Source organism: Halomonas sp. AOP13-D3-9, assembly GCF_052379125.1.
Classification (GTDB): domain Bacteria; phylum Pseudomonadota; class Gammaproteobacteria; order Pseudomonadales; family Halomonadaceae; genus Vreelandella.
The window spans coordinates 121428-145840 of record NZ_JBQSYH010000013.1 but is presented as its reverse complement, the minus strand read 5'-3'; the positions used below and the strand labels follow the sequence as shown (position 1 = coordinate 145840).

Sequence of the window (24413 nt, the reverse complement as noted above, 5' to 3'; positions counted from 1 at the left end):
CCACTGACGTTTAGCTGCACGCTATAAGGGCGCCCCTCGGGGCGCCCTTATTCATTTGTGCTGCCGTGCCGGTGATCGGCGCAGCATGCGATAGCTATACAGCACAAACAGCGGGGCACCTGCCGCCAAATATAGGTGGTAGCTAACTAAGCGCCATACTAATACAGCCGCAGCGGCCTGATCGCGCTCCATTAACGGCAGCAACAGGCCACCCACGCCCATCTCCGCAGCACCCGCGCCCCCGGGCAGAAAGCTGAACTGACTGGCAGCCATGGCCAGCATTTGGGTTAGAAACGTCCACATCCAATCTGCATGACCGCCCACCCCTAGCACTGCCAAATAGAGCAAGCTATAGCGCATCAGCCAATGCGCGGTGGTCAGCAGCATCATCGCGAGCAGCGTAGAGCGCGGCAGTTCAAGCGTCACCTTTAGCGCATGCCGACAGCGCAATAAACGCCGTGCCAGCCAGCGCCGCCGATAACGGCTTGGCCATGGCATGTTCACACTGGGTGAGCGCAATAGGCTGGGTAAATAGCGCATTACCACAATCACCAACGTCGCCATAAAGGCTAAGCCGGCCAGCGCCCACTGTACCAACGATTGATGTGGCCATTGAGTGTCGCTGAGCAGCGAAAATAGCACCAAGCTGCTCAGCATCGCCAGGAAGAACAGTAAGTCGCAGCCTTGGTCAATCAAGAATACCGCCGCGCCTTTGGCGGGCGGGAAGCTGCGCTGGGCAAGCAGCACCAGTAGGGTGACTGGGCCGCCGCTGCCGCCTGGGGTGGCGCACAGGGCAAATTTAGACGCCAGTTCAATGCCCAGAGCGCCGCCTTGTCCTAGCTTGCCTGCACGGCCGCCCAGCATCAAACGCAGCCTTGCTGCATTTAGGTTCCAGCACAGAAAGGCCATCACCAGCATCAATAGCAGCAACCCAAGCGGGAAGTGTTTGACGCGCTGAAGCGCCTCGGCCCCACCCAGCCAGGCGGTGAGCACCAGCGGCGCAATCAGCGCCAAGGCAATCATCACGCCGTGAATAGGCCGCCACTTTAGTAGCTGGCGACGATTAGAGGTGTTGGTTGTGTGCATACGGTTGGCTGCCGTGGCAAAGCTGCTGATAGTGCTCAAGCAGTGAGTGCATGACGCCATCCCAGTTGAAATGGCGCTCCACATGACGGCGCGCATAGCGCCCGCTGGAGGCCACATCATTACTAAATAGCGCCGCACACGCCTCAGCCATGGCAGTTGGATCAAGCGGTTTGCATAAAATACCCGCCCCCAACGGCACATTTTCTGCCAGCGCCCCTGCGTTCGCCGCTATGACTGGAATACCGCTTGCCATCGCTTCCTGAGCAATTAAGCCGAAGGTTTCGCGGGTGCCCGCATGTAACAGAGCATCGCTACTGGCCAGCGCCTTCGCGACCTCGTGGGCGCCACAGCAGCGATCGACAATGGTGACATTGCTGGGTACGTGATGCGGCATGCCGGGGCCCATCAGCAACAAATGGTAATCGCTGCCTAGCTGACGCATCGTTGAAAGCAGTACATCAATATTTTTCTCGCGGGAGTTACGTCCCACAAAGATCAGCAGCTTTTTATCGCTGGGTATGCCCATGGTCTGTCTGAGCGTCGGGTCACGCTGCTGGGGATTAAATTGCGCTAAATCGACACCCAGCGGTTGAACGCGAACATTATCGACACCCCAGTCGCGCAGCCGATCTGCCATCGCGTTACAGGGCGCCAACACGCTATCAAACCGACTATAAAGGTTCGCTACATAGTGAGTTAAGCGCTTCTCAACGTAGCGCCCTAAGCGATCACCCATCAAACGGGGAAGATCAGAGTGATAGAAGCCTACCACCGGCACGCCAAGTCGTTGACCCGCTGAGAGTGCAGCCCAAGCCGTTACGTACGGGTCGCCAGCCTCGATGAGGTCAGGCTTAAGATCAACCAGGGCATCCCGCCAGGGGGAGGAGCGTAATGGAAAACGATAGCCCTGGCCTAAAGGCAGGTGTAGCGCAGGTAAAGTATGGTGATCGCCCAGGCTATCGCGCTCTGCCCCCGGCACCAGCAGGCTGGTACGAAGCTGTGGAACACGTGCAAAAACGCGGTGTTTGGCCTGTAAATAAGTACGCACGCCGCCGCTGGCCGGGGCATGGAACATCGTCACATCGGCAATGTGCAAGCTAACCTCCAACCACAAAGAGTGTCATCGTTTCACCATAAAGGAGAAATAAGTCAGTTCGACGACACTTGAACCGGTGCGCTGGACTATTTATGAGACTAAATTATTATAAATACCATCCATATGGATGGTATGTGGAGTCTGTTTGGGTGCTATAGTGCCAATGAAATGTTCAATGACGAGCACAACGAGGCTTCACACATGAGCGTGCACGAACTGCGCCGCAAGAGCGGCGACGCTAGCGAGAAGATTACGATCAATCTGGGGGTCGTTGATCTGGGGCAGATTGACCTGTTGGTTCAGGAAGGGTTTTACTCCAACCGAACCGATCTGATTCGAACGGCTATCCGCAATCAGTTGGCAAACCATGCTGATGTAGTGAGAGAGACCGTCACCCGCAAATCGTTTGTGCTAGGGCTTGAGCACTATAGTCGCGCAGATTTGGAGGCCCTGCAGTCAGCAGGGGAGATGTTGCAGATTCAGGTGCTGGGTATGGCCAGCATTGCCGACGATGTAACGCCGGAGCTTGCCCTTGCCACCATCGAGTCGGTGGTCGTATTGGGGGCACTTAATGCCAGCAAAGCGGTTAAGGCCGCTCTGGCGGATCGAATCCACTGAAGCGCCTGCCACTCAACAGGCAACCACTGCATCACTAAATAGGGACTTTGATCATGATTGACGCCACTGTGACGAAACGAATGGAAGAAGCAACGCGACTCACCCGTGCAGGGAAACTTCACGAGGCCATGGCCCTTCTCCAGCGCAGCGTGCCCGAAGCTGGGCGTGATGCAACACCGGATAACGCTTATCGAGGTGGCAATACCTTCGACGGAGCCTGCGAGGTTATCGGCGAAGAAGCCACTGTATCCAAGCCAGAGCCTGCTGATTCGCCAGCCGGAGCATTCACGCCCAACGATATTAAGGTGCCTGCTGCATGGCGGGATAAGTGGATGAAGTTTCGCGGTGGGATGGCGCAACCCGAGCAAGCACCTAGTGACAGTGAGGAAGCACAGCCCGGGGCATTCACTGCTGGTCGGTTTACCAACCATGTGGGAGCACGTGATTACAAACTGTATATCCCTAGCGGCTATACCGGTCAGGCACTGCCGCTGGTGGTGATGCTGCATGGCTGCACGCAGAACCCTGATGATTTCGCTGCCGGAACCGAGATGAACCGGTTGGCCGAAGAGCAGCAGTGCTGTGTGCTCTATCCGGCCCAGCCTATGACCGCCAACCACTCTAGGTGCTGGAACTGGTTCAAAGCCGAAGATCAGCAGCGCGAGGGCGGTGAACCCGCGATTATTGCGGGCATGACTCGCCAGATCATTGATACCCATGGCCTTGATGTGTCCCGGGTCTATGTTGCAGGCCTTTCGGCAGGTGCCGCCATGGCAACCACCCTGGCGATGACCTACCCGGATCTGTTTGCGGCGGTGGGCGTGCACTCCGGACTGCCCCATGGCGTGGCCCAGAGTCTTCCCGATGCTCTGGGAGCAATGCAGGGTGGCACAGGGTCGCTCGGTGGCGGTAACCAAGCTAAAGGAGCCGGATGGGCGTCGGATGTGCCAGCGATTATCTTTCATGGTGATCGTGATACCACCGTACACCCCAGCAATGCGGATCGCGTAGCCGCCCAGTACAGCACGTCGTATCAAGCAGGGGCGACAGTGGAGAAGGGGAAGGTAGCCAATGGCCACGGCTATACCTGTACCACGCACCATAATGCGAAAGGCGAAACTCATCTGGAGCAGTGGCAGGTACACGGGGCGGGTCACGCTTGGTCGGGCGGCAGCACGAAAGGAAGCTATACCGACCCGAAAGGCCCCAATGCCACCAAGGAAATGCTGCGTTTCTTCTGTCAGCATCGGCAGATAGTGTCATAGAGCTGGCCGATATCCGCTCAGGTTATGTCTAGTCTGTCAGTAAGTTAGCGCAGGTGAGACGCGCTGGTATAGTAGATAATCTTTGAATATGTATAAAAGTTGACAATAGTTTGCAAAGGTTGAGTTACAGTTTTCATTCTTGTTGCCTAAAATCCTAGCTCTTTCACTTGTTAGGATTTGGCAATGCTTTCACGGTTCAAGATCGGTACACGGCTCGCACTGGCTTTTGGCTTGGTCTCGCTATTTCTTTTGGGCACTTTAATAGCGGGAATTATGGGCATCACCTTCACCAAAGATACTGCCCAAAAAACCCTGGACACGGACGTAGCTCTAGCAAGCAATGCCGCTGAAATTCAGCGTCTGGCATTGCAAGCGCGGCGCTTTGAAAAAGATATCTTCATCAATATTGACAGTCGTGATCGTGTAGCGGCTTATCAGCAAAGTTGGGCGGCGACCATCGAAGAAATACAGGCCGCTTTCCAGGCGGGTAGCCAAATTGCCGATAAAGATAGCCTCGATGCTTTGTACCAACAGGCAGGAAGCGCCCTCCAGGGGTATGAAGAGGGTTTTCTGTCAGTCTATCGCCAAATTGAGTTAGGCAGTATTACCGAAACCTCTCAAGCCAATCTGGCTTTCGGTGAGCATAAAGAGAGTATCTACCAGCTTGAGGAGTTGGCTGATGAAATTAGCCTAGTGGCTGCTGAAGGGGTCAAGACGGCTAATGAGGCGATAAATGCTGAGTATCGTTTGGCTATTTGGCAGCTTTGTATTTTTGCGGGGGTGGCGTTGTTGATGGCGCTGGCGCTGGCAATTGCCATTACGCGTAGCATCGTTCTGCCTTTGCGGCGGGCCGTTGAGGTTGCCCAGCGCGTAGCGGAAGGAGATCTGCGACACGATATCGTAGCCACAGGGCGTGATGAAACGGCTCAGTTATTAACCTCCATGGCCGAAATGAGTAAAGCGCTCACTACTCTGGTCGCATCACTACGTGACTCCAGTGAGAATGTCTTGAACGGAGCCAATGAGATTGCCCAAGGTGGGCAGGAGCTCGCCGCTCGCACTGAGCAGCAGGCAGCTGCCTTGCAGGAAACGGCTTCTAGTATGGAGGAGATGACGGCAACGGTTCGTCAGAATAGCGATTCAACCAAAGAGGCTGATACGCTGGCCCATAATGCTTCACAACAGATGCAAAGTGGCGGTCAAGAAGTCTCCCGTAGCGTGGAGTTAATGCGTGAAGTGACCGCCGCATCGCTTAGCATGGATAAGATCGTTGAGGCCATCGATACCATTGCATTTCAAACCAATATCCTGGCCTTAAACGCCTCCGTTGAAGCGGCGCGTGCTGGTGATAAAGGCCGTGGGTTTGCGGTGGTGGCAACAGAAGTGCGTGCGTTAGCAAGCCGCAGTGCCGCTTCAGCAGGTGAGATTCGCACTATGCTGGACGATACGCGTAGCAAAATAAAGCTATGTTCTGACCAAGCGGAGCGAGGCGCTGCGACTATTGGTGAGACGGAAGCGGTGATCCAGCGCCTTGCTATGCTGATGGTCGAGGTCTCTTCTGCCACTCGGGAGCAAAGTAGTGGTATCGAGCAGATCAATACGGCTATTACTGAAATGGATTCTACTACTCAGCAAAACAGCACCCTGGTTCAGCAATCGACTAATGCAGCCTTTTCCTTGGAAGATCAGGCTGGGCGTCTTCGCGAGCTGGTAGCTGCCTTTCAGATAGATGAAGCTGTCGTGCAAAAGGCATCAGATTATAAGCCTTCAATGGCCTTATCCTCGGCTGCAAGACAAGCAGAGTTTTAAATCAGAAGCTATGTATTTACATTGATGTGAACGATAGGGCTGACCAAATAACGGCCTGAACTATAGAAACAACAACGGCGCCCTAAGGCGCCGTTGTCGGTTATTGCGACTAGTTTATGCAGCGGGTTTAGCTACCAGCGAGCGGGTCTCTTCGCGGGCTTCAGTCAAGATGACGCGAATAGGATCGCCAAGCTTATAACGCTCTTCACCCTCGATTTGAATACGCCCCTCTTTGTCGTCAATGACCACTTTACTGCGGTCACTGTGCATCAAGGGTGCGGGCACGAACGCCGTCGCGCCATTTTCCAGCAGGCGAACGCGCATACCACCACGGTTGATGGCCATGATTTCGGCCTCAAAGGTGTCCTGGTTCTGCGCGGAGGGCGTCAGGTAACGCACATAGAGCCAATCTTTTACATCCCGTTCGGCCATACGGTTCAGGCGGCGACGCTCCGTCAGCTGCTCGGTGAGCTGCTGGGTAGCTTCGGCGGGTGCCTGTTCGCCTTTCAGCACGCGCTTGATGAGGCGGTGGTTGACCATATCGCCATACTTACGAATCGGCGAGGTCCAGGTGGCATAGGCAGCCAAGCCTAAACCAAAGTGCGGGCCGGGCTGTGCGGACATCATGGTGAAGCCCTGGAAACGGCGCAAGCGCGCATCCAGCCAGGCGTCATCGCGGCTTTCCAGCGCACGCTTCAGTTCGGTGTAGCGGGCAAGCTCGGTGAGCGCTTCGCGCTCGACGACGATCTCCTGACCTGCCAAAAACTCCTGGGCAGCTTCGGCTTTCTCCGGCTCAAAGGCGCGGTGCACGTTAAAGATACCGTGGCCGATGTGTTGGGCCAGGAAGTCCGCGCAGCAGGCGTTGGCGACAATCATCGACTCTTCGATCATGCGGTTGGCAATGCGGCGCTCTTCGGTGCGCACTGCCAGTACATTACCGGCGGGGTCGAGATCAAACACGTAGTCCGGGCGGTCTTTAAACACCAGCGCGTGTTCGTTACGCCAAGCGGTACGTGCCTCGGTCAAGTCACGCAGTGCGGTGAGTTGCTCAGCGATATCATCAGCGGGCGCCCAATCGCCTTGGCCTTCGATCCAATCTGAAACGTTGTCGTAAACGAGCTTGGCGTGAGACTTAACATTGGCCGCAAAAAAGCGGTAATCGCCCATGCTGCCGTCGGCATTGATATCCAGCGTACAGGCCAGCGCGGGGCGATCCTGACCTTCCCACAGCGAGCAGAGGTCATCTGCCAACTGCTCCGGCAGCATGGTGACGTTCTGGCCGGGCAGATAAACGGTAAAAGCGCGGGTACGGGCTTCTAAGTCTGCCGCATGGCCCTCTGCCACGTAAGCGGTGGGGTCGGCAATCGCTACGCTCAACTGCCAGCCGCCTTCGGCGCGGGAGGCGATGTGCAGCGCATCGTCCATATCGCGGGTCTTTTCACCATCAATGGTGAAGAAGGGCGTAGCGGTCAGGTCTTCGCGGGTCAGGCCTTCATCCATCAGCGGCCAGTCGGTGCCCGCGTCGGGGCACTCTTGTTCCAGCGCATGGCGAGCTAGCGTAACGCGCCACGGCACTGCCGGGTCATCGGTTTTGGCGACCAACTCATCAATCTGGGCAAAGAAGGCGCGGTCGTCGGCTTTTAGCGGATGACGTACCAGCCGAGCGACGATCCAATCGCCATCAGCAATGCTCTCTTCATCAAGGCTGTTCTTTATCCGCGCCTTGATAATATTTTTAATCGACGGGTGGTCGGGGACAACAGATAGGCGACCTTCGCGCTTCTGCACCCGGGCGACAAACCGATCAAGACCCGCTTCAATCAGCTTTTCCGGCTCAATGGACTTTTTGTCACCGTTCTCGTGAATCACGCCTTCCACGCGATCACCGTGAATCACCTGCTTCATGGCGGGCGGCGGCACGAAATAGGATTCACCGTCGTCGGTTTCGAGAAACCCGAAACCTTTGTCGGTGGCTTTGATCACCCCTTCAGCACGAGGGGTGGTTTGACGAATCTGTTGCTTGAGCTGGGCAAGCATGGAGTTATTCTGAAGCATGAGCTCAATCAGTTGGCGAGAGTTAGGGTGCCACTATACGGATTCACAAGGGCCGCGCCAATTATCACTGTGTGAAGTCGTCGCAGGTAACGGCGAGTCAAAGGCTTACATACGCTCGGATGAATCGGTTAAGCTAAATACCCATACTTATGGAGCGCGCTATGACACCCCGCCTGATTGTTTCTGACCTGGATGGCACCCTATTAGGAAGCGACCACACCCTGCATGAAAGCACCGTAGAGGTGCTAAGGGAATTAGTGGAGCAGGGGCATCATGTCGCGCTCGCATCCGGGCGGCATTATCACGATATGAAGGTGTTTCGTGATCAGTTGGCTATTCCTGCGCACCTTATCAGCACCAACGGTGCTTATGTACATGATCCCAATGATGCCTTGTTGAAGGCTAATCACCTTGATCCTGAACATGCTAAGACGCTGATCGACTTGCCGCGTCCGCCCCAGGTACGGCTTAACCTTTATCGCGAAAGCGGCTGGCATATTGACTCAGAGGCCCCGCACTTATTATCCCTTCACGCCTCCACAGGGTTTGGTTACGAAGTCGTGCCGCCCGCGCAAATGGATACTAACGGCGTGGGCAAAGTGCTCTATCTAGGTGATCCCGAGGCGCTAAAACAGCTGGAGGCCCAGGCTCATGAGGCTCACGGTGAAGCGCTGCATATTACCTACTCCACGATTGATTCGTTGGAAATCATGGCCGGTGGAGTTAATAAAGGCGTTGCGCTGTCATCACTGCTGGAACGGTTGGGCTTAACGCCTGCAGATTGCCTAGCATTTGGCGATAATCTTAACGATACCGAAATGCTCGATTTAGCAGGGGAAGCCCAGGTAATGGCCAATGCTCACCCTGCGTTATTTGATCGTGTCACCGGGGCCGAGCGCATTGGCCACCATGGTGAGGCTGCCGTTGCCGTATGGCTGAAAAAGCGCTTTAGGCTTTAAGCGCCAATGCACTAACGGCTAATGCAACCTTGGTCGTAGCGCTATTGCTACTGCCTAGCCCCTCGACCATCATCAAGACCCAATAACGACAACAGTGTAGGGCTGAACCCGCTGCGATGACGACAACCCCTGCTACTTTGATTGTGGTCGACGATGACCCGGAAATTTGTGAACTGCTCGCTGACTACCTGGGCCGCCACGGCTATCGGGTATTCACAGCGGACGGCGCCCAAGCGCTGCATTCGCTGCGTGCTGAACACGCCCCTGACTTGCTGATTGTCGATTTAATGCTCCCCGGTGACGACGGCTTTACCATCTGCCGCGATGTTCGAAAGCACAGCGATGTGCCGATCATAATGCTTACCGCCAGCGCCGATGAGACCGACCGCATTCTGGGTCTGGAGCTGGGTGCTGATGACTACTTGGGCAAGCCGTTTAATCCCCGCGAATTGCTGGCGCGCATCAAAGCGGTACTGCGGCGCACCCGCTGTGCTCCGCCAGAGTTACCCGCCGGGCAGGCGCGCTGGGTCAGTTTTGGTAATTGGCAACTCGACCGGATGACCCGCGAGCTGATTGACCTGCAGGGCGAACGCGCCGCGCTTTCAGGCGCTGATTTTCAGCTATTGCAGGTGTTTTTAGAGCATCCGGCGAAGGTACTCACTCGGGATGATCTATACGCGCTTACCCGGGGGCGGGACGCGCCGCCGCTTGACCGCTCAATTGATGTCCATGTTTGCCGCCTGCGCCAACGGCTGGGTGAAGATGCCCAGCACTCGCAGCTGATTCGCACGGTGCGCGGGGCAGGCTATGTGTTAACCGCCCAGGTCGATGCATTAACGTGAGCCGGGCGGGGTGGGCGCATATCCGGCGACGCTTATCTCGCTGGCTGCCAGCGTCTCTGCGCGGGCGCTTTGTGATCATTATGATCGCCGGAGTGCTGGTCGCCCAAGGGGCCAGCTACGCCATCTGGACTTCCCAGGTGCGCTCCAGCCACTTGGCACAGCTTGATGAGCTGTCCACCAATATGGCGTTTAGCATCGCCTCCACCATGAAGTTTTTTCGCTCACTGCCCGTCGACTACCGCCACATCGTGCTCGATCAGCTGCGAAATATGGGCGGCACGCGCTTTTTTGTTAGCGTCAACGAACGCAGGCTGGCCATCGACGATATCGGCTCGGGGCCGGAAAAGCAGGTGGTGGTGAACAATGTGCGCTCGGTGCTCACCCAGCAGCTCAATATTGACGACGTGATTGTCGAGTTCTCCCGCCCAGAAAACCTGAGAGTGCTCAATAACGAAGTACTGCTTTACGATCTACCGCCCCGCTGGGGGCAGCACAGCCTGCTGATGGAGCCACTCTCCCCACCGATTCTAGTGGTTCAACTGGAGCTTGCTCCAGGCACCTGGCTGTATGTGGCCACGCTGCTGGGCGTACCGGATATTTTCAGCGGCTATCGCTGGCTCTCTGAAGAGCGTTTACTGGTCGGGCTGCTGGTGCTGTTGAGCGTGCTGGCGCTCTCGCTATTGGGTATTACCAGCGTGACCCGGCCATTGGCGCGGCTTTCACGGGCAGCGAATCAGTTGGGCGATGACTTGGATATGCCGCCACTCAAAGAGAGCGGCCCCAAAGAGGTCGCCGCCACCGCCGCGGCGTTTAATCGTATGCAGCGCCGCATCCGCGAGCAGATTGAGGAGCGCGAGCGGCTATTTTCGGCGATTTCCCATGACTTAAAAACGCCGTTAACCCGGATGCGCCTGCGCGCCGAGATGCTTGATGACGACTATCAGCGCGAGCGTTTTTGCGCCTCACTGGATGAGTTGGATAGTTTGGTTAAAGGTGCCTTGGCCTCGGTGAAAGGCCTGGATCTGCACGAAGAGCCGACGTCCGTTGATCTAACGCACTTGATCGAAGAGTTGGCCGAAGAGCTTAGCCTTCAAGGCGGTAAGGTCACTATCGAGATTAAAAGCACTCACCCCATCGCAACACTGATTGCCAAACCGCTGGCGCTTAAACGCTGCCTGGCAAACCTGCTTGAGAACGCGGTGTTCTATGGCAAGCAGGCCGATGTGCAGCTAATAGATCACGGTAACGTGGTCACCATGCGTATTCGTGACCACGGCCCAGGTATACCCGAAGAGCAATTGGGGCGGGTGTTTTCGCCCTTTGTGCGCCTGGAGCCCTCACGCAGTCGACACACGGGTGGTAGTGGCCTCGGGTTGGGCATTGCCCGGCATATTGCCCGTGCCCATGGCGGCGATATCACGCTCGCCAACCATGTTGATGGAGGGCTGGTGGTGACTCTCTCGCTATCCCGCCAGGAAACTATTACAGGTTTGTAATAAAACCCCAATACTATGCAGTACTCGGTAACTCCCGTTGACGCTCACCTTGGCGTAACCTCTTGGATGTCGAACGTCCGAGAGGACAATAACAATATAAGGAGTTACTCCATGTCGACGTTAAAGAAGACGACCCTCGCGCTTGCTCTGGCAGGTGCCACGCTAGCGACCACCGCTCAAGCTAATGAAGTTGAAGTACTGCACTGGTGGACTTCCGGTGGTGAAGCTCGCGCTGCCAACGTGCTTAAAGAGTTAATGGAAGCTGAAGGCTACGGCTGGCAGGACTTTGCCGTGGCAGGTGGCGGTGGTGAAACCGCCATGACGGTGCTTAAATCCCGTGCCATGTCGGGCAACCCACCCTCCGCGGCGCAAATCAAAGGCCCCGAGATTCAGGAGTGGGGTGATCTGGGGTTGCTCGGTGACCTGAATGACGTGGCTGATGCGGAAGGTTGGGACGAACTCCTCCCTGAAGTCGTGGCCGAAATCATGCGCCACGACGGCCAATACGTGGCAGTTCCCGTCAATGTGCATCGGGTAAACTGGTTGTGGGCCAATCCGGACGTACTGGAAGCGGCAGGGGTTGAAATGCCAACTACGCTGGATGAGCTATTTGAAGCCGGTGAGGCCATCCGCGAAGCGGGATTCGTACCGCTGGCTCACGGCGGCCAATCCTGGCAGGACGCGACGGTATTTGAAAGCGTGCTATTAGGCGGCCAGGGCAGCGAGTTTTATCAGCAGGCATTGGTAGAGCTAGACCCTGAAGCGCTGGGCGGCGAACAAATGATCGACGCACTTGAAGACTTCAAGCGTACCCGCGAGCTGATGGATGAAGGTATGCCCGGGCGCGACTGGAATGTCGCTACCGCCATGGTGATTGAGGGAGTGGCCGGGTTTCAGCTCATGGGCGATTGGGCGAAAGGGGAGTTCACCGCGGCCGGACTGACCGCCGGGGAAGATTACCTGTGTGCCGCAGCACCGGGCACCGAAGATGCGTTCACCTTCAATATCGATAGTCTGGCCATGTTCCGGGTCAGCGACGACGAGGAGCGCGAAGCGCAGCAAGCGTTAGCCCGCCTGGTGCTTGAGCCTACTTTCCAAGAAGCGTTTAACCTTGCAAAAGGCTCTATTCCGGCGCGGCCTGACCTGGATATGAGCAAATTCGATAGTTGTGCCCAGCAGTCCCTGGCCGATTTCCAGCGCACCGCTGAAGAGGGTGGCCTAGTGCCCAGTATGGCCCACGGTATGGCCGTGCGTGCGGATATTCAGGGCGCCATTTTTGACGTGGTGACTAACTACTTCAACGATGCCGATATGCCTGCTGAAGAAGCGGCAGAACGCATGGTGAGCGCTGCCCAAGCGGCCTCTTTCTAAGGTTTTCTAGACCTTGCGTTCTCCAGGCGCCGTCGCAACGGCGGCGTCTATTCTGCTTAGCAAGAACACTGTGCTGCTTGGCAAGGACACTTCTGCATGAGAGCTTCCCTCCCCATGAAAAACACCTCTGCGACACGCTTAGGGACTGGCGCTAAGCAGTCGACGCCATCCGGCGGTTTGCAGGCGTGGCTGCCGCGCCTAGTGCTGGCGCCGTCAGTGGCGATTTCGCTGTTCTTTGTTTACGGCTTTATGCTATGGACATTCGTATTATCGCTCACCAGTTCACGCATGCTGCCCAGCTATGACTTTGTCGGCTTTGGCCAATATGCACGCTTAATGGCCAATGAGCGCTGGTGGGTTGCCTCCACCAACCTGATGATTTTTGGCGTGCTGTTCGTGGCGATTTGCCTAGTGATTGGCGCGCTGCTGGCGATTCTGCTCGATCAGAAAATTCGCCAGGAGGGCGCGCTGCGCACCATCTACCTCTACCCCATGGCGCTGTCGTTTATCGTCACTGGGGTGGTGTGGAAGTGGCTGCTTAATCCGCAACTGGGCATTCAAGCGATGGTTCAAGGCTGGGGCTTTGAGTCGTTTCGCTTTGACTGGATTGTCGACCCGGATATGGCCATTTACACCCTGGTGATTGCCGCCGTATGGCAGGCGTCCGGGTTTGTGATGGCGCTATTTTTAGCCGGACTGCGAGGCATCGACGACAGCATTATTAAAGCCGCACAGCTGGATGGCGCCAGCCTGCCGCGGATTTATCTGCGCGTGGTGATGCCCTGCCTACGCCCGGTGATGTTCAGCGCCGTAATGATTTTGGCCCATATTGCCATTAAGAGCTTTGACCTGGTCGTCGCGCTCACCGGGGGCGGGCCTGGCTATGCTACCGATTTACCCGCCACCTTTATGTACGCTCACGCCTTCACCCGTGCGCAGATTGGCTTGGGTTCTGCCAGTGCCATGTTGATGCTGGGCGGCGTGCTGGCGATTTTGATTCCTTACCTCTACTCCGAATTAAGGAGCCGCAAGCATGGCTAATGTGATTCGTCGTCAGACGCCCGCTGCGCGGCTGGGCCGTGGCCTGCTCTATGGCGTGCTGATACTCGCCGCGCTGTTCTATATTCTACCGCTGGTAGTCATGCTGATGACTTCGGTGAAGCCGCTGAGTGAAATCAGCGCCGGGTCGCTGCTCTCATTTCCGCAAAATCCCACCTTGGCACCGTGGACAAAAGCCTGGGGTGAAGCCTGTACCGGCATGCGCTGCGATGGCGTTGGCGGCTACTTCTGGAACTCCTTTGCGATTGTGATTCCAGCGGTGCTGATCTCAACCACGATCGGTGCCCTTAACGGCTACGCGCTGACCAAATGGCGCTTCAAAGGCTCTGAATTAGTTTTCGCGCTAATGCTGTTTGGCTGCTTTATTCCCTTCCAGGTGGTGCTGCTCCCCATGGCGCAAACCCTCGGCTGGCTGGGTATCTCCAGTTCCCGCGCCGGGCTGATTCTGGTGCATGTGGTGTTTGGTATCGCCTTTACCACGCTGTTTTTCCGCAACTTCTACGTGGGTATCCCTAACGAGTTGGTATCGGCGGCGAAGTTGGATGGCGCAGGCTTTTTCCGCATTTTCTGGCGCATTCTGCTGCCGGTTTCGGCACCGATTATCGTGGTTTCGGTGATCTGGCAGTTCACCCAAATCTGGAATGACTTCCTGTTTGGCGTGGCGTTTTCAGCCCACAACACCCAGCCCGTTACCGTGGCGCTAAACAACCTGGTGAATACCTCCACCGGCGTTCGCGAGTACAACGTGGATATGGCGGCGGCGATGATTGCCGCGCTGCCTACCCTGTTGGTGTATGTGCTGGCGGGAAAATACTTCGTGCGCGGGCTGACAGCCGGTTCCGTTAAAGGCTAATAACAACTAGGTGAGTGGCAACCATTTCTAGAAGGTCAGAAGCAGCCCGTAGCGGGGGTCTTTCGCCAGGGATGGCGAAAGTAGCGCCCAGGGATGGGTTCACAGCGCCCCCGCGGAGGGCTGCTTCTGACCAACCCAGATGAATGGATTTTGTCAGTCGCTTTAGAATAGGATTTTCATTATGGCAGCGTTAGAAATCCACAACGTGCGCAAAGAGTTTGGCAGCGAGCGGGTGCTCAAAGACGTCAGCATCTCGATCGATTCCGGCGAGTTCCTGATTCTGGTTGGCCCCTCGGGCTGCGGCAAGTCCACGCTGATGAATGCCATTGCCGGGCTAGAGCCGGTGACCTCCGGCAATATTTATATCGATGGTGAAGACGTGACCTGGCGCACCCCCGCAGATCGCGACATCGCCATGGTATTTCAGTCCTACGCGCTTTACCCCAGTATGACCGTGCGCCAGAACATCAGCTTCGGGCTGGAGATGCGCAAAGTGCCCAAACCCGAGCGAGAGGCCGCTGTGGAGCGGGTAGCGGATCTGCTGCAGATTACTCACCTGCTGGAGCGCAAGCCCGCCCAGCTCTCCGGCGGGCAGCGCCAGCGGGTGGCGATGGGGCGAGCGTTAGCTCGAGAGCCCAAAGTCTATCTGTTTGACGAGCCGCTCTCCAACCTGGATGCCAAGCTGCGCGTGGATATGCGCACCGAGATCAAAAAGCTCCACCAGCGCCTGGGCACCACCATCGTTTACGTCACCCATGATCAGGTCGAGGCGATGACCCTGGCAGACTGCATTGCAGTGATGCGCGATGGCCATATTTTACAGCTGGGCTCGCCGGATGAGGTCTACAACAACCCAGTGGATATGTTTGTGGCTGGCTTTATGGGCTCACCGTCGATGAACTTCATTCGCGCCACGCTGGAGGACGATAACGGTGGGTATCAACTGCGTATTGTCACGCCAGGTGAGGATGAGCTGGTGCTGCCCTGGCCGGAAGCGCGTATCGCACCAGATATGGCCGAGCGGTTGAATCAGCCGGTGATTCTTGGCCTGCGTCCGGAGCACTTCAGCGAAGAGGATGAGCGGTTAACGTCCCAAGCCGAAGGAACGCTGCTGAGCGCCAGTGTGGCGGTGGTAGAACCTACCGGGGCGGATATCTTGCTGCGTTTACCCCTGGGCGAACAGGAAGTTACCGCCCGTGTTGGGCCTAAATGCGCAGTGGTTGCAGGGGAGCGCTTATCGCTACGTGTTGATATGGGCAGAGCGATTCTATTTGATGCAGAGACCGAGCAGCGTATTGCTTAAGCGCCCGCGTATGAGCTTGTTGAAATAAGAGGCCCCCTGCTGATTTAGCAGGGGCCTCTTTTTACCATGGCTTATATGTTGGTGTTATTTACGTAGAAGCCGCAGCTCGCCATTGAGCGCCTTGATGATCGAGTAGCACATCACCAGTAGCACAATAGAGAAGGGTATCGCCGTGGCGGTGACCCCCGCTTGAAGCGCTGTTAGGCCACCGCCGATTAGCAGCACAATGGCGATCAGGCCCTCCACAATTGCCCAGAACATCCGCTGAGGCCGCGGAGCGTCGATTTTGCCACCGGCGGTGATGGTGTCGATCACTAGTGAGCCGGAATCAGAGGAGGTGACAAAGAAAATCAGCGCCAGAACGATTCCCAGCGTCGACATCAATCCTGTCAACGGCAGTTCATTCAGCATGCCAAATAGCGAAAGCTCGGGTCTGTAGTTGTCGATCACATACTCTTTAACCAGGCTGCCAGCAGGGTTGGCGTAGAGCTGTTCAAGCGCGGTTGAACCAAAGACGCCCATCCAGATAAAGATAAACAGGCTGGGAACCAGCAGTACGCAGAGGACGAACTCACGCACGGTACGGCCCTTCGACACCCGAGCGATGAACATGCCGACGAAAGGTGCCCAACTGATCCACCAAGCCCAGTAGAAAATGGTCCAGGCTTGACGAAAGGAGTCATCGTCACGGCCAAAGGGCGCCGATAACGGTAGAAAGTCTGTCACATAGGTTGTTAGACCCGCCCAGAATCCGCTTAACGCCAGCAGCGTGGGGCCAGCGAACAGCACGAAAAAGAAGAACAGTACGGCCAACACCATATTAATCTCGGAGAGCTTCTTAACGCCCCCCTCGAGCCCGCGCCACACCGATATGAGCGCCACCGCCGTGACCAGTACGATTACGATGACCTGGGTGGTGGTGCTTACCTCCAGACCGAAAACAAAGTTCATCCCCGCATTGGCCTGCTGCGCCCCAAGCCCTAGCGATGTCGCCAGTCCAAATAGAGTCGAAAATACGGCAAGGATGTCGATCGCATGTCCCCACCAGCCCCAGACACGGTCACCGAGAATAGGAAAAAATGCCGAGCGGATCGAGAAGGGCAGGCCTTTGTTATAGGTAAAAATACCCAGTCCTAGCGCCATGACGACATAAACCGCCCAGCCATGGATACCCCAGTGGAGATAGGTGCCCGCAAGGCCTAGTGCACTGGCGTCAGCAATAGCATCAGGATTCAGCTCGCCATCGGCACCGAAGGGAGATTCAACGCCCAGCGGTAGCGAAACATTGGCGTGATAAACCGGTTCTAGCACGCCGAAGAACAGTAGGCCAATGCCAATGCCTGCAGTGAACAGCAGCGCAAACCAGGAGAGGTAGCTGTGCTCTGGCCTAGCGTCGGGGCCGCCCAATCTGACCGAGCCGTGAGGAAGTACCACCAGGGCTAAGCAGAACAAAATGAAGAAATCCACCAGGATCATGAAATACCAATCCAGCGTTCCTGTAGAGAAGGCAACGATAGACTGGAAAACGCTGCTCGCGCGTTCAGGAAACACCAGGGTGAGGACGATAAAAATTGCCGAGGCAACCGCAGAGACCACGAAGACGCGGTTGTGGATATCAAAACCGAAGGGGCCAAGCTGCCCCTTAATATTATCCTGGCCGACGACATAGTCGGTCTGCATATCGCTGGCTATCGGGGGCGAGTCAGAATCATTGGGGGTGTTCATAAACAGTTTCTCCGCACTGGAGGATGTTATGCCAAACTCCCATCATGAGGACAAACAGCGTTGAATCGCAAATTGTGACCGAAAACAGACTTGGCGGCGTCGCGTCTACTTCATTAGCGGCTCTGTGGAGCCTTATCCTTGTCGAGACGCTTGATTTGCCGCCATAGGTCTTGGCGCAGGTCGGCGATCTTGGGCTGTTCATCGGCAGTGAAAGGCACCGGGCGGCATAGGCGCTGGGCGCGGAGCCCCAGGCGTGCGCTAAGCAGACCGGTGGCCAGGCCCTGGCCTGCGCGTGCAGAGAGTCGCCCGGCTAAATCCAGCGAGAGCATATCCATGCTGGCGTCGGTGGCCAGTTCGCTGGCCCCGGCAAACGCCATATTGTGCAGCACATTGCGAAATAGCCGCAGGCGGCTGGCGTAGCCCAGCTCCAGCCCGTAAAGGCGGCAGAGCCGATCGACCATCGCCAAGCTGCGCCAGGCCACCAGCGCCATATCCACCAGGGTTAGCGGGCTGATCGCGACCATAATCGCGGTTTCGCCGGACATGCGGGTAATCAGGCGCTGGGCTTCGCAGTCACGCGGTGCTAGCAAGTGATAACGCAGCAGCGTCTGAATCTCCTCGCCGCTATGGTGAGGCTGGCTAGCGCGTTGAAAAGCTAGCCAGTGCGGATCATCGTCGGCGAGCTTAAGTTGGCGCCTCAACTGCTCGGCCATGGCCCGGGCCTGCTTGGGCGAGCGTAGCGGCAGCTCGGCCAGATCGCCGCGCAGTTTGTCGTGGCGCTTTAGACGGCGCAAACGGCCCAACTCTTTGAGCAGGGAGATCCCCCCTAGCCCGATCAAACTGATCCCGAAGGCCTGCCAGGCCATGGTCAACCACTGGGATTGGGCCAACGCATCGGGTATGCCGGTGACCAGCTCCGCGGTACCCAAACCGGCGCCGCCTACCAGGGCGAATATTAGTCCCCAGCGGCGTTTGCGCGGCGCACCCAAACTGGCGGCGGGCAGGGCTTTGTCTTCTGGAAGAGGCGCTAGCGGATGGTGCTCGCTGGCGCCTGCAAAGGCTTCGCGCTGGCGAAGCGGTGTTTCAGCAGCAGCGACCTCTGCGGGCTTGTCGTCCAGGGTAAAGTGACGGCGTGGCTGTGGGGTTGTCATGTCAGTTTATCTCCAATCAGCCAGTCGATGGCGGCGTCCATACGAATATGATCCAGCGCTTCTGAGCTGGTTGGCATCGGGCGAAAGCCGGGGAAGTCGAAGCCCTGCTGCTGCCAGAAATCGGCAGCGGGCAGCCGGGCGGGAACATCGCCGGGGTAAACCAGCACCTCTTCCCCTTCCAATGTGGTGCCTCGCAGAGCAGGTGAGCGCTTACCCTCATGGGTTACCTCACGGGCTTCCGTGGCCCGAATCGCTGCCAGCGAGAGCGCTTTAACCGGCACGTTGGCAAAGCGTAGGTCTTTGAGAGGCTCTGCCAGCAGGGCCTCTAACAGCTGCACCAAGTGGCCGTGTTGATCGGGGGTGACGTGATCGGCTTTGGTGGCGGCAATCGCCAGGCGGTCAATTTTAGGTGCAAACAAGCGCGTGAGCAGGCTGCGTTGGCCATAGTCGAAGCTGTGCATTAATTGGCGCAGCGCACGGGAAAGATCTTCAAAGCGCTCGGGCCCGGCATTGAGCGCGCCCAGTACATCCACCAGTACAATCTGGCGGTCAAAGCGACGGAAGTGATCGCGATAAAAGGGCTTGACCACCTGCTGCTGATAGTAGCGAAAGCGTGCTGCCAGGGTAGCGTAAAGGCTGTTGGCGGGCAGTGCTTCCAACGCCTCCCTAGAAGTATTGGGTTGAGACGCATTAAGCTGTGGCAGTGGGAAAAACTGTAGTACCGGGGCGCCTTCCAGCTCGCCCGGCAGCAAAAAGCGCCCAGGCTGCAGGTCGGAAAAACCCGCCTGCTTGGCGCGACGTAGGCCTTGTGCATACTCTTCTGCCAGGGCAGCCAGTTGAGCCTCATCGGCTTCGCCTGCCGGGTCGAGCTTCTCCACCGCCGCTAGCCACTCGCTAAACAGGCCACGGCGCTGTTCGCCTGCGTACAGCGCCTGCGCTTGGCTCCAGCTGTAGAAGTCGTGCTGCAGTAGCGGCAGGTCGAGCAGCCACTCGCCGGGATAATCGAACAGGTCGAGAGTGAGGTGGGCTATTTCCGGTGTCAGCCATCCGCTGCGGGCAGGGCGGTAGCGTAACTGTAAGCGTAGCTCGCTGATGCCGCGGGTGGGTTCGGGCCAGCGCGGCGGGGTATCACGCAGGGCGGCCATGCCGGGGTCGTAGGGGAACCGCGGCACGCCCAGGTCGGGCTGGTTAAGCCGCTGGGCGCCGAGCAGGCGGCCTTCCCGGGCGGCGGGCAGTAAATCGAGCTGCGCCTCTACGCCAGCATGGCGCAGCTGGTTGACCAGTGAGGTCAAAAACGCGGTTTTGCCTGCTTGGGAGAGGCCCGTTACCGCTAAGCGCAGCTGGCGATCCCTTCCGCGCTCCAACAAATTGCTTAGTTCGCGACTTAACGGCTGACGCATCCTTTCGATCCCTTTGTGGCTCTTGCCTAGTCTTTATTGGCTAAACACTAATAGTAGCTGCGAAAGCATCGGCAGGGTGGCAATCAAAAAGCCAACCCCCGCCAGGGTGTAGCCTGGCCAGCGCCGGGTCATCTTCTGCGCCAAGGTTAGGCCCACTAAGCACACCACCATACCGATTAAGTTAAAGGCGAGCGTGGCTGCCTCTAGCCATTGTTGCGGATCCATTGGATCTCCCTAGCTCTAATGCCATTGAGCACATGATAGCAAAGCATTAATGAACCGAAGATTAACTACGGCTGAGGGTGGTGCCTAACAGGTGCTGGGCGCCAGGCACTAGCCAGACTGGGTCTAGGCGCGTATTGGCGGCTTCAACGCAGATAAAATGTCGTGCTACGTCGGCGGGGGTGTCGCTGGGCAGGTCGTTATTGGGATGCCAGACTACCGTTGAGTCGCTGGACTGCTTGCCGATGCGCAGGATGCGCTCGCCATCGCTGAGTAGTACGGCTTCATTGGTGTGGTAAATGCGGTCAACGGCACCCTGAACGGCTAGCGTACCCTGCTGTTCACTCTCGGCAAAGTTACGCAGTTTGTCGAGGTAACGTGCGCCGGAGAGGCCTTCCAGGCGGCACTGATGGGTGTCAGCAACGGCTAAGTAGGTGTGCAGTGCGCCGCTGGTTTTGATCGGCGTTTCGCCGATGTTTTCGCTAATCAGCTCAACGTTTAAGCGCTGGGCGTTGGCTTGCACCACCAAGCGCGCGGTGAGCAGTGTATGCAGGGGCTGCGCGGGGGAGAGGTGAAGTTCAATTCCCTCGGCGTGCTCATCAACAGCGTCTAGACGCCACTCAGCGTGGCGGGCTAAGCCATGAAAGGGGCCATCGCGATTGGGGCTCTCGTCGGCATAGCGCTCGTCGGCAAACCATGGCCAGCAGAGTGGAATACCCCCACGAATAGCGCCTGGCAGCGACTGGGGCGTAGGCGTCAGCCATAACCAATCGGTATCCCCCTCAGGGCAGAAGTGCAGCACTTGCGCGCCCTGGAGGCTAATCACCAACTCGCCCCAAGGCATATTGAATAGCACTACGTCGCGGCCTTCCCACTGAGCCGTTTGCTGGCCTTGAGTGCTTTTAATCAGTTGATTGAGCGAGCTGGGGATCATGAATTTTCCTTGAAGAGTAACCAAACATCGATACCTAGAAGCACCGAAAAGTAACGCCATGTGCTATGGTAGAACAAGCGTGACTCGAAGGTAAAATACGTAAGTGAAACCCGTCATTAAATAGTAAGGAGACTATATGGGATCTCTTATTGGGGCATTGATCATTGGTGGTTTAGCTGGTTGGATTGCTGGCAATATCATGCGCGGCGGCGGTTTTGGCATCCTGGGTAATATCGGTGTTGGTATCGTCGGTGCTTTCATTGGTCGTATGTTGTTTGGCCTTTTGGGCCTTGCTTCAGGTAATATCATTGGTTCGCTAGTCACTGCAACCGTGGGTGCCGTGGTGCTCCTTTGGGTGATTAGCAAAGTCAAACAATCGTAGTTGTTGCGTTGCTACCTGTATAACACCGCCCGGCCTTGTGCCGGGCGGTGTCGTTTTGTGCCTACCGTTGCCCTGGGCTATCGGTGTTAGCGCCACTTTCCGTTACACTAGGCAGCTTTACGCTGGCTTTTTGCTGGTGACATTGTGCTTTTTCGAGGTGCTTCTTGATCGACGCGTTAAATGCCTGGTGGGCCCAACAGCTAGTGCTGTGTGATTGGGCGTTTACTCCTCATCCGTTGGCGGTCGATGCAGGGGCGGCGGAACAGCGCCTGCTACAACTGGGCATTACCAGCCGAGGGGAGCTTGCCGAGCAGCTGTTCCATGGGCTGGGGGCGCCTGCAGGCAGTGCTGACCGTTTGCTAGGCGCCCTAGAATGGGCCGCACTGGCGGGGGCCGCGGGCTGGTTAGACGCTGATCAAGCCCGCCATTGGGCGCACCATCTAACCCGTCGCATCACCCGTGATTATAGCGATCTGCGCGCCTGGCTGGCGGATCTACGCCGTGCGTTAGGCGCCCGGGGTTGGGAAGTCGGTGCCGATGATCGTTTTATTGACGCCTGTCAGGCGCTGGCCGATCTTGAAACCGATGGTGAGGGCATTACCTGGGATGCACTTGAAAACGTCCTGGCTGAACTACCGGCTCCCGCCCCGCTATGGCCTCAACAGCCTGAAGCGCAGAGCTGGCGACTATGCGCGCTATTCCGGCCGATTATTGCCTATCCTGCCAGCCAAACTGACTGGCCTGAAGCCACCGAGTGGCTGGCTCACGCATGGGATGTCCGTGATCGAGATGGGCTAATCGGGGTGATGCTGTGGTTAGGCGCGCAAGGCGAGCGTCAGCGCTGGGATATCGAAGCCCGTGAGCTATTGAGTATGGATAACGCCCAGCGTATGGAGTGGCAGCGGAGTGTGGTAGAAGAGTCGCCCTATGCGCCGGTGCTAAATAAGTTCGTCACCCAGGGCGAGCCCCTGGAGTGGGCAGCCTGGGATTGGCTGCGGATTGTGGAACTCGCCTGGGCCGGTGCTTGCTGTGGTTGGCTTAGCCAGGAAGAGGCCGATGATTTAGCGGGACACGCCGCTGATTTGATCAGTCGCCGCTATCACGATTGGTACGCCGTCCTTAACGCCTACGGGCGCGGGCAGAGCCTGTTTGACGGCATCGACCGGCGGGGTAAAACACCCAGCGAGCGGCATCGGTTACTGCTGCATAGTAGCCATAGCCCCTGGAAGCGTCCTCCGCGGGAGCTGTTGGACGAGCCCACGCTCAGCGCGTCTCAGGCGCGCATTCGGCAATGGCGCAATACGCCCCATCACTGGCTGTTGGCGCTGGCCAGCGTTCGCGAGCCGGATGCCATGCTGCGCCAGATAGACCCCTCCGCGGCGCTGCCGGAAGAGCAGCGTGCCGATGCAGCGCTGTATTTGCAGGAGTCTCTGGGCCTGCATGCCGATGAAGGCGCTCATGCGCTCGCCCGCTACTGGCTACCCGCCCAGGCGCACCACCTTAATCAGTTGGCGGCCGACGCGGTGCACGGCGTTTTGCCGCCGTCGCAAAGCTGGTTCGGTCAGCCGACGCCGGAAGAGCTGAAGCAGCGCAACGCGATTAAGGGCGTGAGCCGCCATGCGGCGACTATCCATATGGCCGAAAAATTCGCCTTCTATCTGCATATGTCCCTCGACAGCGGCTTATTGGATCGTGCCCCATTAATGGAGTATGCCAGCGCACTGCGTAGCTGCCTGTGTCGTTTTTATCCCAATGCTAAACGTCTGTTAGATGCATGGTTTGCCTGGGAGAGCTGCCTGCCAGAGCCGGAGCATGCCTCGCTGGTGAACGAAATTATTTGGCACATTGAAGATCCAGGCAGCCTGTTTCATTGGCTGGATTGGCACCACGACGCTTGGCGCGAGCCGGGTAATCGCCCCACTTTGAGCCACTTTACCGCTATGTCGTTGGTGGGCCCGCTGAACAGTGCCGTGTGGAGTGAACCCCAGCCCGAGAGTGCCCGTGAGTGCGCCGAGATCCGCGAATGGGTGGAGAGCCACTACCATTTGAGCAACGGCGAAGATATGCAGGAGTTTTTGACCTACATGCTTGAAGCGGGGGATCGCCAGGAGTATCAGATTAACTATGCGCCCTATACCCTTAATACTGAGCGCTTAAGTGCAGAGATCGCCATCCTTGAGTCCGGCGAATGTGCTGAGGATGAGCGCCACCATCTGCTGCGCTTGCGCCGTGTGCGCGACAACGAAGATGGCTGTAATGAGGTGGATATGGCGGCCTGGGATATTGCCCAACTGGTCGATTTGGCCATTGCGGCCCGGCAGCTAGGCTGGCTGGACAGCACGGCCTTTGCCAAGGTGTTGGACCGCGCTTATCAATTGGCGGCGGATCACTATGCCGGGTGGCAGGAGTATGCCATGGGGATGTATGCAGGGTTCTCGTTTTTTATGGGCGAAACCCCTGAGCGGGAGAGCTTTTTAGCCGGTTTTCGTCAGGCGCTGGTAGCTTGGGTATGTGGTGCGCCGATTTTGGCTGGCCCCTGGGTAAGCTTGGATTTTCCGGGCAATAAACCGCGCCATTTCGCGCCACTGCATATTGATACACTGCCGGGTGATCAACGCACGTTACATTGATACTCGCCAAACCTATGAGAACTAGCTTATAGTCATGCTTATTAGAAAAATTAGTTTTGTCATACCGCCTTCTTATCGATGTCACGAGGTTAATCGCATGGTTGCGTTGCCACGCCCCGCTGTGACCGCTGTCCGTGTTGTAAGTGTTTGTTGTTTA

20 protein-coding genes are annotated in these 24413 nt (G+C 57.2%); 12 read left to right on the top strand and 8 right to left on the bottom strand.

Going from position 1 to position 24413, the window contains the following annotated elements; all coding sequences use genetic code 11:
* Positions 1-51: 51 nt before the first annotated feature.
* The gene (gene gpgF / locus ACT3UM_RS15600; RefSeq protein ID WP_498900270.1) at positions 52-1086 is read right to left on the bottom strand and encodes a glucosaminyl phosphatidylglycerol flippase; all 1035 of its coding nucleotides are present in this window, start codon (positions 1084-1086) and stop codon (positions 52-54) included.
* Positions 1064-2182, bottom strand: a complete 1119-nt coding sequence (gene gpgS / locus ACT3UM_RS15595) for an N-acetylglucosaminyl phosphatidylglycerol synthase (RefSeq protein WP_498900268.1) — start codon at positions 2180-2182, stop codon at positions 1064-1066. Before gpgS ends, gpgF begins: the two co-directional genes overlap by 23 nt.
* Before the next feature lie 201 nt (positions 2183-2383).
* Here gpgS and ACT3UM_RS15590 point away from each other — a divergent pair, with 201 nt between their 5' ends.
* From ACT3UM_RS15590 to ACT3UM_RS15580, 3 genes are all read left to right on the top strand, one after another.
* On the top strand, positions 2384-2800 hold the full coding sequence (locus ACT3UM_RS15590) for a CopG family transcriptional regulator (protein WP_498900266.1): 417 nt from the start codon (positions 2384-2386) through the stop codon (positions 2798-2800).
* 53 nt (positions 2801-2853) lie between these two features.
* Positions 2854-4065, top strand: coding sequence for an extracellular catalytic domain type 1 short-chain-length polyhydroxyalkanoate depolymerase (locus ACT3UM_RS15585; RefSeq protein WP_498900264.1), 1212 nt, complete (start codon positions 2854-2856; stop codon positions 4063-4065).
* A 183-nt stretch (positions 4066-4248) separates the two neighbouring features.
* Positions 4249-5874, top strand: coding sequence for a methyl-accepting chemotaxis protein (locus ACT3UM_RS15580; RefSeq protein WP_498900262.1), 1626 nt, complete (start codon positions 4249-4251; stop codon positions 5872-5874).
* Between the two features lie 114 nt (positions 5875-5988).
* Here ACT3UM_RS15580 and ACT3UM_RS15575 read toward each other — a convergent pair whose 3' ends face one another.
* Positions 5989-7929 (bottom strand): exoribonuclease II, encoded by a 1941-nt coding sequence (locus ACT3UM_RS15575; protein ID WP_498900260.1) that lies wholly within the window; start codon positions 7927-7929, stop codon positions 5989-5991.
* Positions 7930-8090: 161 nt separating this feature from the next.
* On the opposite strand from ACT3UM_RS15575, the gene ACT3UM_RS15570 reads away from it, so the two are divergent.
* The 7 genes from ACT3UM_RS15570 (at position 8091) to ACT3UM_RS15540 (ending at position 15812) form a co-directional block, all read left to right on the top strand.
* Complete coding sequence (locus ACT3UM_RS15570) at positions 8091-8888, top strand: HAD family hydrolase (protein ID WP_498900258.1); 798 nt, start codon at positions 8091-8093, stop codon at positions 8886-8888.
* A 116-nt stretch (positions 8889-9004) separates the two neighbouring features.
* Positions 9005-9730 (top strand): response regulator, encoded by a 726-nt coding sequence (locus ACT3UM_RS15565; RefSeq protein WP_342411076.1) that lies wholly within the window; start codon positions 9005-9007, stop codon positions 9728-9730.
* Positions 9727-11226 (top strand): ATP-binding protein, encoded by a 1500-nt coding sequence (locus ACT3UM_RS15560; protein ID WP_498900256.1) that lies wholly within the window; start codon positions 9727-9729, stop codon positions 11224-11226. The genes ACT3UM_RS15565 and ACT3UM_RS15560 overlap by 4 nt, the downstream gene beginning before the upstream one ends.
* Before the next feature lie 111 nt (positions 11227-11337).
* Positions 11338-12597, top strand: a complete 1260-nt coding sequence (locus ACT3UM_RS15555) for an ABC transporter substrate-binding protein (protein WP_498900254.1) — start codon at positions 11338-11340, stop codon at positions 12595-12597.
* A 114-nt stretch (positions 12598-12711) separates the two neighbouring features.
* Positions 12712-13638, top strand: a complete 927-nt coding sequence (locus tag ACT3UM_RS15550) for a carbohydrate ABC transporter permease (RefSeq protein ID WP_498900252.1) — start codon at positions 12712-12714, stop codon at positions 13636-13638.
* Entirely contained in the window at positions 13631-14509 is an 879-nt protein-coding gene (locus ACT3UM_RS15545) for a carbohydrate ABC transporter permease (protein WP_498900250.1), read from the top strand. Before ACT3UM_RS15550 ends, ACT3UM_RS15545 begins: the two co-directional genes overlap by 8 nt.
* Positions 14510-14690: 181 nt before the next feature.
* The gene (locus ACT3UM_RS15540) at positions 14691-15812 is read left to right on the top strand and encodes an ABC transporter ATP-binding protein (protein WP_498900248.1); all 1122 of its coding nucleotides are present in this window, start codon (positions 14691-14693) and stop codon (positions 15810-15812) included.
* A gap of 84 nt (positions 15813-15896) precedes the next feature.
* Here the strand turns inward: ACT3UM_RS15540 and ACT3UM_RS15535 are convergent, their stop codons facing one another.
* The 5 genes from ACT3UM_RS15535 to ACT3UM_RS15515 form a co-directional block, all read right to left on the bottom strand.
* The gene (locus ACT3UM_RS15535) at positions 15897-17537 is read right to left on the bottom strand and encodes a BCCT family transporter (protein WP_498900246.1); all 1641 of its coding nucleotides are present in this window, start codon (positions 17535-17537) and stop codon (positions 15897-15899) included.
* 113 nt (positions 17538-17650) lie between these two features.
* Positions 17651-18688, bottom strand: coding sequence for a YcjF family protein (locus ACT3UM_RS15530; RefSeq protein ID WP_498900244.1), 1038 nt, complete (start codon positions 18686-18688; stop codon positions 17651-17653).
* Positions 18685-20088 carry a YcjX family GTP-binding protein gene (locus ACT3UM_RS15525; protein WP_498900242.1) on the bottom strand — a complete coding sequence of 468 codons (1404 nt, stop codon included), beginning with the start codon at positions 20086-20088 and terminating at the stop codon, positions 18685-18687. Before ACT3UM_RS15525 ends, ACT3UM_RS15530 begins: the two co-directional genes overlap by 4 nt.
* Before the next feature lie 33 nt (positions 20089-20121).
* Positions 20122-20313, bottom strand: coding sequence for a hypothetical protein (locus tag ACT3UM_RS15520; protein WP_498900240.1), 192 nt, complete (start codon positions 20311-20313; stop codon positions 20122-20124).
* A gap of 61 nt (positions 20314-20374) precedes the next feature.
* Positions 20375-21244, bottom strand: a complete 870-nt coding sequence (locus ACT3UM_RS15515) for a D-hexose-6-phosphate mutarotase (protein ID WP_498900238.1) — start codon at positions 21242-21244, stop codon at positions 20375-20377.
* A gap of 136 nt (positions 21245-21380) precedes the next feature.
* On the opposite strand from ACT3UM_RS15515, the gene ACT3UM_RS15510 reads away from it, so the two are divergent.
* Both ACT3UM_RS15510 and ACT3UM_RS15505 read left to right on the top strand, forming a co-directional pair.
* Entirely contained in the window at positions 21381-21626 is a 246-nt protein-coding gene (locus tag ACT3UM_RS15510) for a GlsB/YeaQ/YmgE family stress response membrane protein (protein WP_498900236.1), read from the top strand.
* A 164-nt stretch (positions 21627-21790) separates the two neighbouring features.
* On the top strand, positions 21791-24256 hold the full coding sequence (locus tag ACT3UM_RS15505) for a DUF1266 domain-containing protein (protein ID WP_498900234.1): 2466 nt from the start codon (positions 21791-21793) through the stop codon (positions 24254-24256).
* Positions 24257-24413 lie beyond the last annotated feature (157 nt).

Coding starts and splice junctions, on each gene's coding strand:
- ACT3UM_RS15585 (WP_498900264.1), top strand. CDS start 2,854: ATGATTGACGCCACTGTGACGAAACGAATGGAAGAAGCAACGCGACTC.
- ACT3UM_RS15580 (WP_498900262.1), top strand. CDS start 4,249: ATGCTTTCACGGTTCAAGATCGGTACACGGCTCGCACTGGCTTTTGGC.
- ACT3UM_RS15540 (WP_498900248.1), top strand. CDS start 14,691: ATGGCAGCGTTAGAAATCCACAACGTGCGCAAAGAGTTTGGCAGCGAG.
- ACT3UM_RS15530 (WP_498900244.1), bottom strand. CDS start 18,688: ATGACAACCCCACAGCCACGCCGTCACTTTACCCTGGACGACAAGCCC.
- ACT3UM_RS15575 (WP_498900260.1), bottom strand. CDS start 7,929: ATGCTTCAGAATAACTCCATGCTTGCCCAGCTCAAGCAACAGATTCGT.
- ACT3UM_RS15555 (WP_498900254.1), top strand. CDS start 11,338: ATGTCGACGTTAAAGAAGACGACCCTCGCGCTTGCTCTGGCAGGTGCC.
- ACT3UM_RS15570 (WP_498900258.1), top strand. CDS start 8,091: ATGACACCCCGCCTGATTGTTTCTGACCTGGATGGCACCCTATTAGGA.
- ACT3UM_RS15535 (WP_498900246.1), bottom strand. CDS start 17,537: ATGAACACCCCCAATGATTCTGACTCGCCCCCGATAGCCAGCGATATG.
- ACT3UM_RS15550 (WP_498900252.1), top strand. CDS start 12,712: ATGAAAAACACCTCTGCGACACGCTTAGGGACTGGCGCTAAGCAGTCG.
- ACT3UM_RS15520 (WP_498900240.1), bottom strand. CDS start 20,313: ATGGATCCGCAACAATGGCTAGAGGCAGCCACGCTCGCCTTTAACTTA.
- ACT3UM_RS15510 (WP_498900236.1), top strand. CDS start 21,381: ATGGGATCTCTTATTGGGGCATTGATCATTGGTGGTTTAGCTGGTTGG.
- ACT3UM_RS15590 (WP_498900266.1), top strand. CDS start 2,384: ATGAGCGTGCACGAACTGCGCCGCAAGAGCGGCGACGCTAGCGAGAAG.
- ACT3UM_RS15545 (WP_498900250.1), top strand. CDS start 13,631: ATGGCTAATGTGATTCGTCGTCAGACGCCCGCTGCGCGGCTGGGCCGT.
- ACT3UM_RS15515 (WP_498900238.1), bottom strand. CDS start 21,244: ATGATCCCCAGCTCGCTCAATCAACTGATTAAAAGCACTCAAGGCCAG.
- ACT3UM_RS15565 (WP_342411076.1), top strand. CDS start 9,005: ATGACGACAACCCCTGCTACTTTGATTGTGGTCGACGATGACCCGGAA.
- gpgF (WP_498900270.1), bottom strand. CDS start 1,086: ATGCACACAACCAACACCTCTAATCGTCGCCAGCTACTAAAGTGGCGG.
- ACT3UM_RS15525 (WP_498900242.1), bottom strand. CDS start 20,088: ATGCGTCAGCCGTTAAGTCGCGAACTAAGCAATTTGTTGGAGCGCGGA.